Here is a 15,672-nt window from a genome sequence, read left to right as displayed (position 1 = left end):
CATTTTCTATACTTCTTTATTTCTACTTGAAAAGATTGATCATGAAATACTTTGTCAGTGCCAAGTATTCTCTTGTATATGATTTCAACACTGCCTGTATTGGCGTCTTGGCAGCCAATCCATTTATCTTCAGATCTTCATTGTCAGCTATCATCTTGGCACGAAAAATATGGAAATCATTCGTCACCACTAAGCCAGTTTCAGCCTTTTCAGGAATGAATTTTTTTGAAAACCCAATATTTTCGTAGGTGTCAGTGGACTTGTCTTCGAGGAGAATCCTTGATTCCTCAATCCCATGTTGCATTAGTTCCCTTTTGATACATTCGGCTTCAGATATGTCTTCCCCGGGGCCTTTACCACCCGAGGCGATCGCAATAGTATCTGGATTTTCCTTTAGATAATTTGCTGCGTGGTCTATACGGTATTTTAGTGCCAACGAAGGAACTTTTCCTTTGACCCGCGCTCCTAGAATTATCATATAATCTGCATTCTCCGAGACATCCATGTTAGCGTGCTGAATGATTTTGTAATGTAGGGTTCCTCCATAAAACATAGATATGAGCAGTCCAGCTACCACTAGCTTTTTAAACACAGGTTTCTTTTTCATTTTCTATTCAGCCCTCCATATCGGTACTCTAATATTACCATCCATTACCATAAAAGGTTATGATTTTCTTAAAAAAATGGATAACTTGATAAAAAATAACATAGCTCGACTGGTAGTTTCACCTAATGAGTGAATGGTGGTGTTTCTTCACTTTCTTTGCCGAAAGCCGACTAGTTTTGTCAACGACAAAGGAAAAGTACATTTTAAAGCGAAATTTTATTAAAACAAGGAGGGATTATGATGAATACTAGCGCAGTCGCAAAGCTGCTCGGCGTTTCACCGAGCACAATTCAACGCTGGGTCAAGCAGGCAAACCTTCAAATGGAGCGTACGGAATTAGGACATTATCAATTTTCTGAGGAAAGTATCGAGATCTTAAAAGACATAAAAGAACAGCTCAATAAAGGAGTTTTATTGCAGGACTTAAAAGTTAAAGGGAGAAAGCCTAGAAAAGCGACAATACCATCTGTTAAACCAGATATGGTACTGGATAAGCTGATGAAGCGCATGGAGGATTTTGAAAACCGGCTTAACAGAAAGGCAGATGAAGTTGTTTCTTATCAGATCCTTCAGCATCGCAGGGAAATTGAGGATTTACAAAATGAGGTAGACAGGCTGAAAGACGTGATAACAAGCATGGAGGAAGCCGCAGCACAGCAGGAACAATTATCCAAGGAGGAAAATCAACCATCTTTAACACCTATTTCTTCCTTAAGGAAATTCAAAAAAAGAAATATTATCAGTTCCTTTTTTGGATTTTAATCTGGCACATCAGGGATGTGTTCTTTTTTTTTGCAACATTTTTCGCAAGTTGTTTTATAGAAACCAAATCAAAAAAACAGACCCATAAAATCTGAGTCTGTTTTAGGTATCCTTAGTTAGGCTTTCTGTACGTTTGTCGCTTGTGGGCCACGCTGACCTTGTTCAACTTCAAATGTAACTTCTTGACCTTCATCTAAAGATTTGTAGCCTTCTCCCTGAATTGCTGAGAAGTGTACGAATACATCTTCGCCGCCTTCACGCTCAATGAATCCAAATCCTTTTTCACTGTTAAACCATTTTACCTTACCACGTTCCACAATTGTTGCCTCCTAGCGATTAAAAAAATTGCAATTTAACCTTGCGTGATTATTATATCCTTCTAAAAATATTTTAAACCAAAAGACAGGAAAATTTTTGACTATGGTTTAGCTGCGTAACTTTTTAAAGGTTGCCTCATCGCAAATGATAAACATCTCCGTGCCCTCCGGAATTTGTTCATTATGTTTCCTGGCGATATCAAGCGCGTGTCCATCTGAAATGAGTGTTGCCCCCATATCAAAAAGATCCATGGCCGCTTGCTTGTAAGTAGTCCAATGCGGCTTCTTTTCGATTTTATAGAGGTTTTCTCCTTCCATATTGCTGAGCAGTTGTTTAAACAACTTACTCGAACCAGGAAAGATCGCTGCCTGAGCCATGAGTTTAGATACTGATTCATTTGATAAAATAAATTCATCTATGTTGGCATGTTCGAACAACGCAATATGTTTTTCTTTCATGATCTCGGCAATCGTATATATATTTCGTTTGGATTGTTTCGAGATATGTTCTACCCTTGATGCTATAAGCAAAGTTTTCCCATCAGCGTATTCAGGAAACTCAATACGATCATCCGTAAAGACGGCTACTGACTTGGACTCGAGGATATTTGCCTGCATAAGAATTTCTTCTTCAGCAGGATTTCCACTGACAAAATGTACTCGGTCATGCTGCACTGGCGACTCATTGTTATGATCGACAATGACTATATCGCACTTTTTATTGGAGTTCAGGATTTCCTCAACAACATTACTAAGTTTATCTTTGGAGGAGCCGATCAGTATATAGTGGTCCTTTCCTTTAAATGCCAACTTCCCTTCCTCCTTCATTTTTTTATACAAAGTCAAACTATCAAAAATCTTGCCGATGATAACACCCATTGCCCCAATCCCGACTGTATATAGCAGCACCATCGTAAAAATTCGGCCTAAATCACTGCTGGGTGAGTAATCACCGTAACCAACCGTCACGACCGTGGTCATTGTCCACCAAACTGCATCAAGGTATCTTGGAAAAGTTTCTGGTTCAAGTGTCTTGATAACCAAGCTGCTTAATAGGATCACTCCAAGTACGATCAAGGTAATTTTCAAAAGACTGACTTTCAGCAGTTTTGTAAACAACCTCTGTAAAATCCACATGAATTGACCTCCTTTCTCTTAAGACAACCCCACTGGTAAAAAGCAAGAAAGGTTGTTTGTAATTTGTCCTCCGACACGGTAACCGAGCGCCGATGATTTTCCGTTAACAAGAAAACTCCCAGTCAAAACATGACCTTTTTGCTTGCCTTTTTCTGAATTGTAAATCACAGTAGGCAGTTCGATATACTGCTGATATATGGCTGGGACATCGTTGTAGTTTTTATGTTTTTCTTCCATTATCAGTTTACCAGTGGAACTGTATATCTCGACTGTGTCTCCTTCTCTCCCGAAGATAGGCTTTTTGACAAAAGGAACCTGCTTCGTTAAAAACGGCTCCGCTTCCAAATAAGTTGGAAGGAAATATTCGTTAATCCAGTCATGCTCTTCCTTTGTGAAAAATGGATCATTATCCTCATGTAATCCCCATATTACTGCCTGCACAGCCTTATTCTGCAATAAGAAGGCTGACGGAGGATTGATTATTGCCAGTTTCTTTGTTTTAACAAGTTCAAGCAGCCACATACCGATTTTATTTCCAAGTTCGTCTTCATCCATTATGAGGCTTTCTATCGGAAATGTTTGCCTGTAGAGGATGTCAATCTTACGCCCAGTTTGATCATATAGGCCAGTACCAGGTATGATCCTCAGTTTATCGAGTGGAATGAACCTCGAAGGTAAACCATATAAATCCTGCAAATATAAAACGGTATTTCGATCTTCTACATTGTCTTCATGGGCAGTGAAAACAACATATGGTTCAATTTCTTCCAGCCAGTTTGCAGCTGCAGCGACAGCAATCCGGACAGCTCTGGCCAGTTGATCCTCCATCCCTTCATTTGGATTCCTGAAACCAAATTGAGACGCTACGGATCCATTTACGCTAAATAATTCCTTAACGAAGGTTGGAGTATCAGAATTGATCTCAATGCACTTGTATGTACTTTCTGTTTTAATTAAGTCCAGTCTTGCGATCACACTCTCAACATTCAATGTCTTGAGCCTTATAAAATTGAGCGTTTCAACCGGATACCCCAGTTCACTCAAGGTATCCCGTTGGATATTTCTCAAAAGCTCACTAACTTTAAAAAATATTCTGCCGACTCTATTTGTACAAAGTCTGATGGTTTCAGCTTCTCCCTGATCGATGGTAGCAACATCAAATAAGGCATATTCTTCTCCATACAAATCGGGCCAGAAATTTTTTATTCCACTATAAAAGCCTTCTCTATTTGCTTTGTAGTTTTTCATGGAATGCCTCCTATTCCATGCCGTTTTCACCAATGACTTTCAAATATAAGACGTAAACTCCCCGATCTTCATCCACTTCAGTGGAGGTAACAGCCATTTGCCCGATACCAGGAACATCAATAATATCCTTTAATAGATAGCGGATTACATCAAGGTGTGTCCGACAAGGAACAGTAGTTAACAACCTATAATTCTCACTTTCCTTGTATCGCCGGAGTTCTACGTGGATCCCCATTCCCCGGTAACTTTTCTCATCAAGGACATAATTGTTCTTACCCCTGTCCTCAAGAACGAGTATTTCCTCATCCCCAACCATCTCATTGGATATCAGTTCATACTGGCTTCCTTTAATAATGAAATAAGTGCAAAGCTGGCGGGCATAGAACTCATCAATTCCTACTTGCGGGATTGTATATTCGTATAAAGGTTCGTAATTATCTTTTCCATCATGAACAAAGTAAGTTAGTTTTTTCATGGATGTTTTCTCCTCCTAATAAGAAAGGCTACTTGCAACAATCCAGCCGACAGCAAGGGAAAGTGAGAAGAGAATGACACCCACAGAACGGTTGTCTTCTTCAATCGCTTTTTGGAGACTATATCTGACCGTTATAACCTCAGCGACAAAGAATACAATGATTTGCGTGAAAATCCCAATGGAGCCCCAGATCGCCATATCTAGTAGGGATACTGAATATTCTGCCGCTGCTCCCAACACGATGGCAAGTCCCAGCATCTTCCCTCCAAGCGAAAGAGCTGCTGTGATATTTCTTTTGCCAATCAGTTCAAACTCTTTAATTTTTGGAGTAGCCAGCACGAATAAGCCGACACCTGCCGTTAGCAAAAGCAATCCAAGTCCTAAATAAGCGGCAAAATTCAAATATAAATTCATCTTTGTTTCTCTCCCTTAACCGCCAGTAGTGCTTCTTGACCCGCTGCCGAATCCTGAACTGCCCTTTGGCGAAGTATTTTTATAATTGCTGTCCAGTCTTGCTCCTTTGAATGATGAACTGTTCTTGTACTTCATATAGTCATTGCTCTTATAGAGCAATGATCGGTTCGCAAAGAACATACCAGCGAAAAAGTAATGTCCAAAATATGGAGAGTTGTTATCATCACATCCCCAGACACCATCTTCATTGTCCCATTCCCAGTCTGAACAATCTGTCCCTTCTGGAACAGGAGGGATATCCTGGCCCTGATCTGAATTCCAATCCTGTCCTTCATCGCCAGATACATCTGGTTCCCAATCACGGTCCGGAATGGCCTGAGGGTTGTTATTGCAACCAGCGAGCCCCATCATCAAAGCCGTCGCAGAAATACTCGCAATAACCTTTTTAGTTTTGCCCATTCATTTCACCTCTTTCTTATCAACGTAAATATTTCTTATTAACGTAAATATTTACGGAAGACCTGGCAAAAAGTTTCAAATTCCTTCTTACTTTTCAGATTACAACCTTCCTTTTATTGTAACACTTTCATCTCGCAGTGATGCTGATTTCTTCAATTAGAATAGCACCTCCTTCATGCGCTTCATTATTAAAGTGTGAATTATCAGCTTCATTTTTTTTCTGTTAATAATCAATCTTTCCCATAAAAAATTCCTCGAAATTAAATTCCTTTATTTCTGCATTTCCTAAGGTGATTTTTGCTGAAATGATTTCAAATAAGCATAAACCTGCTAACATAATAATTCCTGCAACCATAGTGACAGCTCCTTTAAAATATGTTGCATATACAATAATTTATGGAACTAATAACAATAAGGAACCTGCCATTTTATCGGCAGGTTCCTTATTGTTAAATTTTATTTTTTCGATCTATAAGGTCAATGTTATCATCTGTCATGTAATAATCATGGGAATCCAACAAAACGTCTTTCAATGACTCAGGGACCTATTGGCATCATAACCACAAACGTTGATTAAATTTGTGGTCTGAAGCATTGCGTCCACTTCTTTTTCGTAATCCCCAAGGTTCTGTACGATTTCCTCCTGGTCTCTCCATTCGACATGGGCCCATGTCTGAATAGGAATGTTATTTTCCAAAAAAGGTGCAAGCATATTATCTAAATAACTTAAAATAGTCTGCTTATTGAAGTTGCCGCGATAGCAATAAAATTCATAATTGTTAATCGTGTGAATCATTTCCTGCTGTTCCTCATTAAACTCAGCTTTGATTCTCTTTTGGAGTTCGGGCATAATACGGTCATTTTCTATAATCATCACGTGGTTGCCGAGTCCGATTGCCTCTGTAAGATAGGCTATAAGATTATCTACATATTTCTCTTCGTTTTCAAATGAATAAAAAATATGGGCACCAGTTTCTTGAACAGTAGAGATCAAATCCTGGATTTTTTACGCATTGTATCAGTCTCCTCCGGAATTCAACGGAAACAAACAATGAATTCACATTTTCAAAATATACCTTTTATTTTAGCATACTTCCTGCCATTAATCGATTAAACTGATTTTCGATCGAATCAAGGAGGATTTAAATATCCATTTATTTTCCTAACAGGAATGCTTTCTTATCCAGGAACAAAAAGCGCAAGCGCCTTGTTCAGCCCCGACAAGCGTTGGAGGGCCGACCGGTGAAGTCGTTCTTTGACTTCATTGGGCGGACCGAAGCGACTCGAGGGGCTAGGCGCTGGAGCCGGATTAAGAAAACCCATTATAGTTATCCAAATTGAAAACATTTTATAATTTCCTAATCCATAATAAAAGTCTTGAGTTTGCTTGCTTTCGCGTTCAAACTACTTAAAGCTTCATTGTACTCTTCTTCTAACTGTTTAATAATCTCCGATGTGGATTGAATATTATGAATAGCTCCGACTCCCTGGCCTGCCGACCAAATGTCTTTCCAGGCCTTGGCATTCGTCTCTCTTTGCATCGAATCGAAATTAACATTATCTTTTTTCTGGAGGGTTTCAGGATCTAGTCCTGCCCTGATGATGCTTGGCTTTAGCATATTCGCTTTGACACCAGAAAAAGCGTCTGTGAGAATAAGGTCTTCTTGAGTTGCATCTACTACCATTTGTCTATACTCATCATTCGCCATACTTTCCTTAGCCACAATGAATCTTGTCCCCATGTAAGCAAGATCTGCTCCTGCAGCCTGGGCAGCAAGTACAGCTTTTCCGGTTGTGATCGAACCTGCCAGAACAATGATTCCATCCCAAAAAGTCCGTACAGAATCCACGAAAGCAAAGCTGTTCAGTTCTCCAGCATGTCCCCCTGCACCGTTAGCGACTAAAATAAGACCGTCTACTCCTGTCTCTGCAGCTTTCTTGGCGAATTTCACATCACTCACATCCGAGAAAACAAGGCCACCGTATTCATGAACAATTTCTACCACTTTCTTAGGACTCCCTAGCGACGTGATGACAAGCTGAGGTTTATGCTTTTTAATTAAGGCAAGCTCTTCCTCAAGCCTGCTGTAAGTACTATGTACCACCATATTCATAGCCCATGGTGCTATCTTCCGTTCTGGCTCTTGTTTTTTTGCTTCTGCTAATTCGTCATTCAACCTGCCCATCCATTCATCTAATACTTCAATTGGTCGGGCATTTGGAGCTGGAAATGATCCAATAACTCCATTTTTGCTGCAGGAACTTACCAAATCAGGACCTGAAACTAGGAACATTGGGGCTGCTATTGCAGGAACAGATAGCTGATCCCACCAGTTTTCTGGAATAACTTTACTCATTGTATCATCCCTTCTACATTTCTTAATTTTCTGAATATCTATATCATAGTTTAACTTATCGGATTTTTCAATCATGATGAGGATTTATTATTTTAAAAAAGAATTCACCACGTCAATGTGAAGAATCCTTGCGGTATTTCTGCTGAATCTTTTTTATGCTGTTAAAAGTACGTATTAAAAAGGTATCATTTCTTTCTTGTGGGTTCTTTAAATATCTGCGCCATATAAATTGACTTCCTTCTTCTATCAACAGCAAAATTATGATTGGCAGCAACAAGAGCCAAATCCAAGTCCACATTTTCAGGCTCCTTTCAAATGGATACAATATCCTTTTCAATTCTTTACCTCAAAATGCTCGAATGCTAAACATAAACATATTTTAATTAGGATCCTTGTATTCCATTGCCCTTTTACTGCCTCTGTATCCTTTAGTTGTTGGATCTTGTATAATCCCAAGCATGGCAAGAACCATGAATATACCGTTCACCAACATCAAAACCTCATTCTGCAGTTCTTCTGTTAATCTGTAAGTTGTCCACCCTAATCTATTCAAGCCTTCCAGCACAATTTAGGCTACCAACATTAATTGTGATAAGAAAGCAATAACCCAAGCTTTATTTCTGGACCTGACACCCCAGTTAAACAATTCCATCATTCCTTCCTGCTTCTATTCTATAAATATATTCAGCAAAAGGAATTGGTTGTCTGCTTTTGTCCTGCTCTTTTAGTTTTTTACTCTTTTATCTAATCTTGCGAAAATATCTTCACGGTGAATGAATAGTATGCTGATTACGAGTACACAGGTAATAAGAATGACAAGAGGTTGGATTCCAAAAAAATGAAAACTCAGAGGAATCAATACAAATGAACCCAAGCCAGCAAATGTAAAACTTTTAAAAAAGGGATAAAGCAAAAGGAAACCAAAAATGATGACAAAAGCTGTTAGCGGTTCAAAGGCAAGCATCCCTCCGATAAATGTGGAGATTCCCATTCCTCCTTTAAATTTTAAGGTGAAAGGCTTAACATGGCCAAGAATTGCAAATCCCAATCCACCCAATAGTAACTCCGGAGACAGGTTAAAATATTCACCAATAAAGATTACAATTGCTCCTTTTAGAGCATCACCAAGAAAAGTCAAAACGAATGATACTCTTCCATGTACTGCCGGCGTTCCTCGCCCCCACATTGCCGCTTCCCTCTACTCTTATATCCTTGTTCCCCAGAAACCTTACAACGAAATAGCCCGCCATTAAGCTGCCAAGAAGATATGAAATAAAAAAATAACTGAAAATAGTCATGGCGACACAACCTGTCCTAACAATATTAGTAGAGTTTATTCGATATAAGGCCGATAAATTCCTCTAAAAGGATTACCTATAAAAATTCCCGGCCTCAGCTGGCCGGGAATTTTCATTCTTGGTATCCTATTTGAATTGCCTGTTCCACCAAATCGTGATCCACTTCTATTTCAAGCGAATTATTTTTCTTGAGGTGATCCAAATTTTTCCTTCCTATTTGTTGTGATTCTCTCACTATCCTCATTATATTAAAACCCTACTGACACTGCCTGTAAACACGACTGGCATCGTCAGAGTACTAAATTCCATATGATTGCTGGTTACTTTTCAATGCAACATAAATGTCATTAATATTTATCCATACTTCATTTGACATTACCTTAACTATACGAACAGTTATGGTCTTGGGATTGCAACTTTGTTACTGTTGAAGTACCTTTTTTTCATATAAAAATAGAATAGTAAAAATACCGCGCCCGACAACAATCGTAAACCAGCTGCAAGACTCATAGCTGTTTCAATTGAACTTAACTCCAGCAAATATACACCAATCTGTGGTGCGATAAAGCCAATAATCGCTAGAAGTATGTTATATTGGGCAATAAAACTCCCCCGATTCTCTTCCTTCGTCACTTCAAGAAGCTGATTAAATAACAAAAGGACGGTCCCAGAAACAAAAAGGCCGGAAGTAAAGTTGACGAAGGTTAGGTAATACATATTTTTTGAGAGTATTGTTAGGAATGGCGCTGATGCCATCCCGACCGCAGTAACTGCCAGCATCTTTCCATTGCTGTGTTTATCAGCCATTCTTCCCCACCACTTGAAGCTTAAGATCTGGCCTACTTGATTGGCCACAGTTATGATGCTGATCCAGAAACCAGTCATATGAGCGACTTTGATATTGTAAATATTGAACAGAGCCAGGCTAGCTGCCAGGCAAAGTTGAAAAACAATCCGCATATCAAGAAATAAATGAAAGGTTTATGTTTATAAGCGTCCCATCCAAAGTTAAAACGTTTCTTATCCGGTGCGATTACTTTCTTCGGTTCTATATGTCTATTTAAATATATAACTTCTGCAATACCGAATAGAAATGCTAAAATGAAGAGAATTTGATATGGCAGAGGATTTGATTTGTCAAACCATTGGAGCCCTATTCCAATCAGCAATGTCGTAATCATACCAGCAATGGTCAGTATCCTGTTCCTTTCACTAAAGAAACCGCTTCTGCGACTGTCTGAAATAAGGTCTCCGATAAATGACTGCCAGCTGAGCATTGCGAATGAGCCAGGAAGATTCATTAGACCGATCAGTAATACAAATGTCCAGGCCCTGTATTCTTCAGGCAAGTAAATGATCGAAAACATCCCCAGCAAAAATAAACGAGTGAACAAAATCGAGAGACCAGTGAACCTCTTTTTTTCCTGCAGCCTGCTCATGATTACGGTACCAAGAATCATTGCGAACATACCAATTATTTGAGGCAGAGAACTAATTAATCCGACTTGATAATTTGTAGCACCCAGAACACCAATTGCAAATAAAGCGAAATAGTTATTGCTCATACTAATAACAACCGTAGAAGCGACTCCATTTATTATGCTATTCTTTTCGTTCCACTTTGTTATTTGTGAAGGACTTTCCATACATTCCTCTTCTTTCGAATCATTCAAATTATTTTGGATATCGAAATATCCTCCTAATTTTACTCCTTCTGGTTTTAGCTGGCAATAAGATTTTTTTTACAAAATAAACTAAGAATTTTCTGGAAATACAGGTTATTAGAAAGAATAGCTTTTTATTGAAAATGTCTTCTCAGGTCAAAAAAAGGAACACTTGGCCCCCTTTGCACTTAATCACACGTTCTTTAAAACTAGTTTCAATCTATTGTCACGTTCGCTTCTTTCTTCTTCTGCAGCGAGGTCATACTTCTTTAGCAAGTGAAATACTTCATTCAAAATGTCCTGTGTATGTTCTTCTTCAAAAAAACGGTTGAATAATGGATGAATGTCCTGCGGAAGGAATTCCTTTTGTGATTGGTATTTCTCCTGGACATCCTTTTTGCTGTGATCGATACTGCATTCTCCCATATTGTTCCCTCCTAATATGTATACCATTAGAATACCAGACTCTCTTTGTCTTTACCCTACACATTTACTTTTATTCTTTCCCAGGCATTTTTGGAAAGTCAAAAGACTTTATGTTCAATGCTTTTTGACTAACCGAAATGTATCGTAAGATAAAGCATTGAAATCAAGCCAAGGATGAAAGAGTACGTTGGGAATTTTACTTGATGATCTTCCTGGCTTTCAGGGATAAGTTCCTTATAGATGACAAAAAGCATCGCACCTGCGGCAAAACTCAATCCATATGGTACAAGCCCCGCTACTTCAGCAGCGAGAAAATAACCAATTGCGGCCGTTATTATTTCTACAGCCCCTGTAAAGGTAGCGATCATGAAAGCCTTCATTTTTGACATTTTCTGATGGATCAAATAAAGCCCAACGAGGAATCCTTCTGGCGCATTCTGCAGGCCGATCGCGAAGGCTATAATAGCACCAAGGTTGTCTACGCCCGTTCCATAACTAACCCCGACTGACAGGCCCTCGGGTAAATTATGGAGAGTAATAGCTGTAATGATTACTAATGTTTTTCGATCAACACCGGATAAAAATTTAAAATCACTTGTATCGAGGTCTTCAGTCTTTGAATGGATGTAATTCAATACAAAAGTCCCTAATAACATACCGATGGATAGTACCCAGATATTTGATGATTTCAAAGACTCTGGTATCAAGCTGAAGGTTGTAGCCGCCACCATGATCCCTGAAGCATAACCAAGAAGTAAAGACTTCAACCGGGGTGAGACATTATTTAGAAATAAAACTGGAATTGCTCCCAAACCTGTTGCCATCGCAGAGATGACAATTCCTAAAAATGCTTCTGCCATAACTTTTTGCAGTGCCTCCTAATTTACAAAAGTAAAATACTTTTCCCGTTAAATCAGGAATTACACGTGGAAAAAATTATCCGGTGTCAATCAGGTGCAACCAATTCAACTTTCAGACGATCCGGTCCTTCAAAAAACACCGCATAATGATCTGCCCCTCCTGCAAAAGGATGTCTGTCTTGATAGAGGATGGGGATATGTTTATTTCTTAGTTTCTCTGTCATTTGATCCACATGTTTCCGAGAATCCGCATAAAAAGCGAGATGATTCAAACCAACTCTTGCGCGGTGATATCCTGCTTGAATGAACCTTTCTTCGGTTTGTACAAATACAATATAAGTCATATTGCATTTCCAACTTATTCCTTCATCCCATCTCTGATATACTTCATAATTTAATTCGCCTAAAAACCAGCCCCAAAACTCAGTGGCTTTACTCAAATCGGAAACATTGATCTCTACATGGTGCAGCATTCCTCTTAGTCCTCCTGGCACAGTCTTAATAATCAAGGAAGATGATAACTTTTTGTCTTCAGTCCTCGGATTCCATTATAATCGACCTTTATGTCGTATATTGCTCTCGATTCCCATTATAGCAATATTGCTTCATTTCCATCACCCTTCATTATTGTTTGAAGTAGCTTTATAGTCCTGAAATCCATTCTCATGATTTCTGCTTTGATTCCTGTCCATCTTTGCGAATATAATAAAAATAGGTTATTTAATTCATTAGCTGATTGTTTTACAGAGAACAAACCAATCGAATTAACTAAAAATAGCCTAGAAAACATTTTTTGGGAGAATTTATGATACGTACAATTTCTGTTAGTCCTTACGGGGATATCCAGACTGGTCGAGGTATAGACTCATTGGTGTCAGACACTAGTCATTGGCATTGGATTGATTTCAATGAGCCACAGATAAAGAAATCGAATTATTAAAAGAACCTTTGCGATTCCACCCTTTATCCATTGAGGATTGTATCCATACCCATCAGAGACCCAAACTCGATTATTATGAAGAATATCATTTTTTTGTTTTCCAGGCTCTGAACGGAGAGTCCATGCAGAAGGAAGAGGTTGACCTATACCTTGGAAACAACTATATCGTTACCTACCATAGCGTCAGCATGCGTGAAATTGACGATGTGTGGCAGAGATTAGAGCTTGCGAAGGCTCCCGGGGAATGGAACCCATCGATTGTCCTCTATCATGTTTTAGATAAAATAGTCGATAATTATTTTCCTCATGTTTATCGAATTGAGGACTTATTGAATGAAATTGATGAGAACTCAGCCGACCGCTCGATGGAGGAACTGTTCGAGGATTTATTCGATACAAGGCATGAATTACTATCGTTAAGGCATACCATCACTCCAATGAGGGATCTGGTATACAGGATGATTAATTCACACCGCCTTTCTGGTGTACTTGAACAAAAAGAATATTTTGCGGACATCCATGACCATTTATTAAGGTTAGCTGAAAAGGTGGAAGCGAGCCGTGAACTGACAACAGATATGCGGGACAGCTATTTGTCGATCAATTCACATGAAACAAATCGCGTAATGAAAGTACTTACTGTGATCACAACCATTTTCATGCCACTCACCTTCATAGCAGGAATTTACGGGATGAATTTTGAGAATATGCCTGAACTCTCCTGGAGATTTGGTTATTTTGGAGCATTGTTCACCATGTTTGTCATCGGAATAACCATGTTTTTATTGTTCAGGAAAAAGGGGTGGTTTAAATAAGAAATGGGCAAGCGCCGTGGTCAGACCCGACAAGCACTGGAACTGGACATTTCTCGAAGTGTAATTTATACTTTCTAATCCTTTGAAGCAAAAAACCATTGAATACACATGCTTCAATGGTTTTTTTCTTTTGCTTTTCAGCATCATCCTGATGGTATATAAAATCTTCAACCAGGCATTTACTGCTTATGATAATGCCTGATAGAAAAAATGTAATTGCCAACTTTAAGGGGAAATAAAAGTACGCCAACATCGTAGTGGCAATCGTCCATAACAGCCAAAAATACTTTTCACGATTTTCAGCCATTTACCTCTTCCGCTTCCCAATAAATCTGGCTGATTGCGTCCGCTAATGCCTCTATTGTGTTCTTTAATTCTTTCATATTATTATCAACACCGCCTACCTCGACGACCAGCGTGTTTGCGTGCAAATCCTGATTATAAATTCCATCAACGCCGATCCCTTTTTTGGGCAAAACTCCCTTACTTATCCCTGGGTAGTTTTTATTCAGGATCTTATGAAGTTCATTTGCAAACTTCAGGTTCTTTTGGAAGTTTCTATTTTCCTCGCCAATGACAAAAACTAATCTTGCATATGGCTCATTATTGATGGTGCTTGTTGTCGAATCCTTTCTGACAGAATCTCGGTGAAGGTCAATGAAATACTCTAATTTCTTGTTGCCAGCCATTGCCTCTTGAACCAAGGAACGTGAAATTTCATAAGACTTGTGTGTCATCCAGCCTTTTTTATCTAGTTCCTGACCAATATTTGTCTTATCTACACTTGCTCCAATACCCCTTTTCTCCAATTCCTGTCCTAGCAACTCACCTACAATCGTAATGTTCGTCTTTCCATCAACAGCCTCATTTTCATTCTCTGCCCCCTCGAGACCAAGCAAGGGCAAATATGATTCCCAGCTGTGAGTATGATAAATGAATACCGATTTTTCTGTTGGTGAAGATCCAGAGTATATTTTGCCGCTGTTCAGTTCCTTCAGTTCTTTCGCTGCCATATTTCTTTCCTGTAGAAGAACTTCCATTGGAGGTGCAGATTCAATCGGGATATCAGTGAAATCAACACCTTCCTCTGCAACAAGGAAGTTTGAATCAAAAGCCATGAAACCGGGAATTCCACTTCGAATCAGACTCCTGATATCATTCATTTCAACATTTGTAAGCAATTTTAATCCTGTAGAAAGAATCGGCAAATCAGCATTTGACCCTGTCAGTGCATGTCCAATCAATGGGTTCTCATAACTGATGATTCTTAAAAATACCTCTGCTCCAATTTCCCCGTTAACTTTGAATTTAAAAACGCTGATGTTCGAAGAAGAAATGAATCCAGCCACCATAAAGAAACTGACTGTGCATAGTAATATTATTAAGCATGACAACATTTTTCGATAAATATTGACCAATATACCAGTCATTCAATCACCCTTTTGCGTGTGATACCAACTTGAGGTACAATCTCTGTTAATCTATAAATATGTATAAATGCCGATTTTAGAATTAGAAAAGCGCAAGCGCCTTGGTCAGCCCCGACAAGCGCTGAAGGGCCGACCAGTGAAGTCGCTCTTTGACTTCATTGCGCGGACCGAAATCGAAAAGTATAGCCGACTGCCAAGAAACGCAGAAACTGGAGACTCCGACAAAGAAGCGCTTTTTGCTTCTGCCGGCGGAGTTGAAGTTTCTGCGTTTCTAGGAGGCGACACTAGACAAGCGACTCGAGGGGCTAGGTGCTGGAGCTAGATTAAGAAAACCTGGATAGTTATCCACATTGAAAATATTCTATAATTTCCCACTAGCGTTGCATAAAGAAAATTAATTATTGTCAACCCAGAAATATCAACTAGTTATTAACATTAATGTTAAATATAACCTTTAATATGT

At 39.0% G+C, this 15,672-nt stretch carries 20 protein-coding genes and 2 pseudogenes; 3 read left to right on the top strand and 19 right to left on the bottom strand.

Annotated elements, in window-relative coordinates; translation table 11 throughout:
• Window positions 1–22: 22 nt before the first annotated feature.
• Window positions 23–607: a YdcF family protein gene (locus tag JCM21738_RS06535; protein WP_023614067.1), complete on the bottom strand. Its 585-nt coding sequence runs from the start codon at window positions 605–607 to the stop codon at window positions 23–25.
• A gap of 240 nt (window positions 608–847) precedes the next feature.
• Between JCM21738_RS06535 and JCM21738_RS06530 the strand changes: the two genes are divergently transcribed.
• Window positions 848–1,369: a MerR family transcriptional regulator gene (locus tag JCM21738_RS06530; RefSeq protein ID WP_023614066.1), complete on the top strand. Its 522-nt coding sequence runs from the start codon at window positions 848–850 to the stop codon at window positions 1,367–1,369.
• Between the two features lie 116 nt (window positions 1,370–1,485).
• Here JCM21738_RS06530 and JCM21738_RS06525 read toward each other — a convergent pair whose 3' ends face one another.
• From JCM21738_RS06525 to JCM21738_RS06455, 16 genes and pseudogenes are all read right to left on the bottom strand, one after another.
• Window positions 1,486–1,686, bottom strand: a complete 201-nt coding sequence (locus JCM21738_RS06525) for a cold-shock protein (protein WP_023614065.1) — start codon at window positions 1,684–1,686, stop codon at window positions 1,486–1,488.
• 108 nt (window positions 1,687–1,794) lie between these two features.
• The gene (locus JCM21738_RS06520; protein ID WP_023614064.1) at window positions 1,795–2,823 is read right to left on the bottom strand and encodes an ion channel; all 1,029 of its coding nucleotides are present in this window, start codon (window positions 2,821–2,823) and stop codon (window positions 1,795–1,797) included.
• An 18-nt stretch (window positions 2,824–2,841) separates the two neighbouring features.
• A complete protein-coding gene (locus JCM21738_RS06515) occupies window positions 2,842–4,071 on the bottom strand; it encodes a glutathionylspermidine synthase family protein (RefSeq protein WP_023614063.1) in 1,230 nt (409 codons plus the stop codon).
• A gap of 10 nt (window positions 4,072–4,081) precedes the next feature.
• Window positions 4,082–4,546, bottom strand: coding sequence for a hypothetical protein (locus JCM21738_RS06510; RefSeq protein WP_023614062.1), 465 nt, complete (start codon window positions 4,544–4,546; stop codon window positions 4,082–4,084).
• Window positions 4,547–4,561: 15 nt separating this feature from the next.
• Window positions 4,562–4,960, bottom strand: coding sequence for a DUF350 domain-containing protein (locus JCM21738_RS06505; protein WP_023614061.1), 399 nt, complete (start codon window positions 4,958–4,960; stop codon window positions 4,562–4,564).
• 15 nt (window positions 4,961–4,975) lie between these two features.
• Entirely contained in the window at window positions 4,976–5,419 is a 444-nt protein-coding gene (locus tag JCM21738_RS06500) for a hypothetical protein (RefSeq protein WP_023614060.1), read from the bottom strand.
• A 223-nt stretch (window positions 5,420–5,642) separates the two neighbouring features.
• Window positions 5,643–5,774: a hypothetical protein gene (locus JCM21738_RS26650; protein ID WP_256360182.1), complete on the bottom strand. Its 132-nt coding sequence runs from the start codon at window positions 5,772–5,774 to the stop codon at window positions 5,643–5,645.
• A gap of 174 nt (window positions 5,775–5,948) precedes the next feature.
• Window positions 5,949–6,413, bottom strand: coding sequence for an MEDS domain-containing protein (locus tag JCM21738_RS06495; RefSeq protein ID WP_035209099.1), 465 nt, complete (start codon window positions 6,411–6,413; stop codon window positions 5,949–5,951).
• 364 nt (window positions 6,414–6,777) lie between these two features.
• Window positions 6,778–7,776: an NAD(P)H-dependent flavin oxidoreductase gene (locus JCM21738_RS06490; protein ID WP_023614057.1), complete on the bottom strand. Its 999-nt coding sequence runs from the start codon at window positions 7,774–7,776 to the stop codon at window positions 6,778–6,780.
• Window positions 7,777–8,155: 379 nt separating this feature from the next.
• A complete protein-coding gene (locus JCM21738_RS06480) occupies window positions 8,156–8,341 on the bottom strand; it encodes a phage holin (protein ID WP_023614055.1) in 186 nt (61 codons plus the stop codon).
• A gap of 159 nt (window positions 8,342–8,500) precedes the next feature.
• Window positions 8,501–9,026: pseudogene (locus tag JCM21738_RS06475) on the bottom strand (glycerol-3-phosphate acyltransferase).
• 444 nt (window positions 9,027–9,470) lie between these two features.
• Window positions 9,471–9,959: an MFS transporter gene (locus JCM21738_RS25485; RefSeq protein ID WP_243462919.1), complete on the bottom strand. Its 489-nt coding sequence runs from the start codon at window positions 9,957–9,959 to the stop codon at window positions 9,471–9,473.
• Window positions 9,956–10,720, bottom strand: coding sequence for an MFS transporter (locus tag JCM21738_RS25480; protein ID WP_243462918.1), 765 nt, complete (start codon window positions 10,718–10,720; stop codon window positions 9,956–9,958). Before JCM21738_RS25480 ends, JCM21738_RS25485 begins: the two co-directional genes overlap by 4 nt.
• 210 nt (window positions 10,721–10,930) lie before the next feature.
• On the bottom strand, window positions 10,931–11,164 hold the full coding sequence (locus JCM21738_RS06465) for a hypothetical protein (protein ID WP_023614051.1): 234 nt from the start codon (window positions 11,162–11,164) through the stop codon (window positions 10,931–10,933).
• Window positions 11,165–11,292: 128 nt separating this feature from the next.
• The gene (locus tag JCM21738_RS06460) at window positions 11,293–12,024 is read right to left on the bottom strand and encodes a ZIP family metal transporter (protein ID WP_023614050.1); all 732 of its coding nucleotides are present in this window, start codon (window positions 12,022–12,024) and stop codon (window positions 11,293–11,295) included.
• An 86-nt stretch (window positions 12,025–12,110) separates the two neighbouring features.
• Window positions 12,111–12,497, bottom strand: a complete 387-nt coding sequence (locus JCM21738_RS06455) for a VOC family protein (RefSeq protein WP_023614049.1) — start codon at window positions 12,495–12,497, stop codon at window positions 12,111–12,113.
• 332 nt (window positions 12,498–12,829) lie between these two features.
• Here JCM21738_RS06455 and corA point away from each other — a divergent pair.
• Window positions 12,830–13,779 (top strand): annotated as a pseudogene (gene corA, locus JCM21738_RS06450) (magnesium/cobalt transporter CorA).
• On the opposite strand, the gene JCM21738_RS06445 reads toward corA, so the two are convergent.
• Both JCM21738_RS06445 and spoIIP read right to left on the bottom strand, forming a co-directional pair.
• The gene (locus JCM21738_RS06445) at window positions 13,772–14,086 is read right to left on the bottom strand and encodes a hypothetical protein (RefSeq protein ID WP_035209097.1); all 315 of its coding nucleotides are present in this window, start codon (window positions 14,084–14,086) and stop codon (window positions 13,772–13,774) included. The pseudogene corA and the gene JCM21738_RS06445 overlap by 8 nt on opposite strands.
• Window positions 14,079–15,209, bottom strand: coding sequence for a stage II sporulation protein P (spoIIP, locus tag JCM21738_RS06440; protein ID WP_023614046.1), 1,131 nt, complete (start codon window positions 15,207–15,209; stop codon window positions 14,079–14,081). The genes JCM21738_RS06445 and spoIIP overlap by 8 nt, the downstream gene beginning before the upstream one ends.
• Before the next feature lie 136 nt (window positions 15,210–15,345).
• Here spoIIP and JCM21738_RS06435 point away from each other — a divergent pair, with 136 nt between their 5' ends.
• The gene (locus tag JCM21738_RS06435; RefSeq protein ID WP_148296069.1) at window positions 15,346–15,531 is read left to right on the top strand and encodes a hypothetical protein; all 186 of its coding nucleotides are present in this window, start codon (window positions 15,346–15,348) and stop codon (window positions 15,529–15,531) included.
• Window positions 15,532–15,672 lie beyond the last annotated feature (141 nt).

The organism is Mesobacillus boroniphilus JCM 21738 (assembly GCF_000517385.1).
In the GTDB taxonomy this organism is placed as follows: domain Bacteria; phylum Bacillota; class Bacilli; order Bacillales; family Cytobacillaceae; genus Mesobacillus; species Mesobacillus boroniphilus.
The sequence above is the reverse complement of the archived record's forward strand: the minus strand, read 5'-3'. Positions and strand labels throughout refer to the sequence as shown.

Coding starts and splice junctions, on each gene's coding strand:
- JCM21738_RS06490 (WP_023614057.1), bottom strand. CDS start 7,776: ATGAGTAAAGTTATTCCAGAAAACTGGTGGGATCAGCTATCTGTTCCT.
- JCM21738_RS26650 (WP_256360182.1), bottom strand. CDS start 5,774: ATGGTTGCAGGAATTATTATGTTAGCAGGTTTATGCTTATTTGAAATC.
- JCM21738_RS06510 (WP_023614062.1), bottom strand. CDS start 4,546: ATGAAAAAACTAACTTACTTTGTTCATGATGGAAAAGATAATTACGAA.
- JCM21738_RS06535 (WP_023614067.1), bottom strand. CDS start 607: ATGAAAAAGAAACCTGTGTTTAAAAAGCTAGTGGTAGCTGGACTGCTC.
- JCM21738_RS06460 (WP_023614050.1), bottom strand. CDS start 12,024: ATGGCAGAAGCATTTTTAGGAATTGTCATCTCTGCGATGGCAACAGGT.
- JCM21738_RS06505 (WP_023614061.1), bottom strand. CDS start 4,960: ATGAATTTATATTTGAATTTTGCCGCTTATTTAGGACTTGGATTGCTT.
- JCM21738_RS06530 (WP_023614066.1), top strand. CDS start 848: ATGAATACTAGCGCAGTCGCAAAGCTGCTCGGCGTTTCACCGAGCACA.
- JCM21738_RS06465 (WP_023614051.1), bottom strand. CDS start 11,164: ATGGGAGAATGCAGTATCGATCACAGCAAAAAGGATGTCCAGGAGAAA.
- JCM21738_RS25480 (WP_243462918.1), bottom strand. CDS start 10,720: ATGGAAAGTCCTTCACAAATAACAAAGTGGAACGAAAAGAATAGCATA.
- JCM21738_RS06520 (WP_023614064.1), bottom strand. CDS start 2,823: ATGTGGATTTTACAGAGGTTGTTTACAAAACTGCTGAAAGTCAGTCTT.
- JCM21738_RS06515 (WP_023614063.1), bottom strand. CDS start 4,071: ATGAAAAACTACAAAGCAAATAGAGAAGGCTTTTATAGTGGAATAAAA.
- JCM21738_RS06455 (WP_023614049.1), bottom strand. CDS start 12,497: ATGCTGCACCATGTAGAGATCAATGTTTCCGATTTGAGTAAAGCCACT.
- JCM21738_RS25485 (WP_243462919.1), bottom strand. CDS start 9,959: ATGACTGGTTTCTGGATCAGCATCATAACTGTGGCCAATCAAGTAGGC.
- spoIIP (WP_023614046.1), bottom strand. CDS start 15,209: ATGACTGGTATATTGGTCAATATTTATCGAAAAATGTTGTCATGCTTA.
- JCM21738_RS06500 (WP_023614060.1), bottom strand. CDS start 5,419: ATGGGCAAAACTAAAAAGGTTATTGCGAGTATTTCTGCGACGGCTTTG.
- JCM21738_RS06445 (WP_035209097.1), bottom strand. CDS start 14,086: ATGGCTGAAAATCGTGAAAAGTATTTTTGGCTGTTATGGACGATTGCC.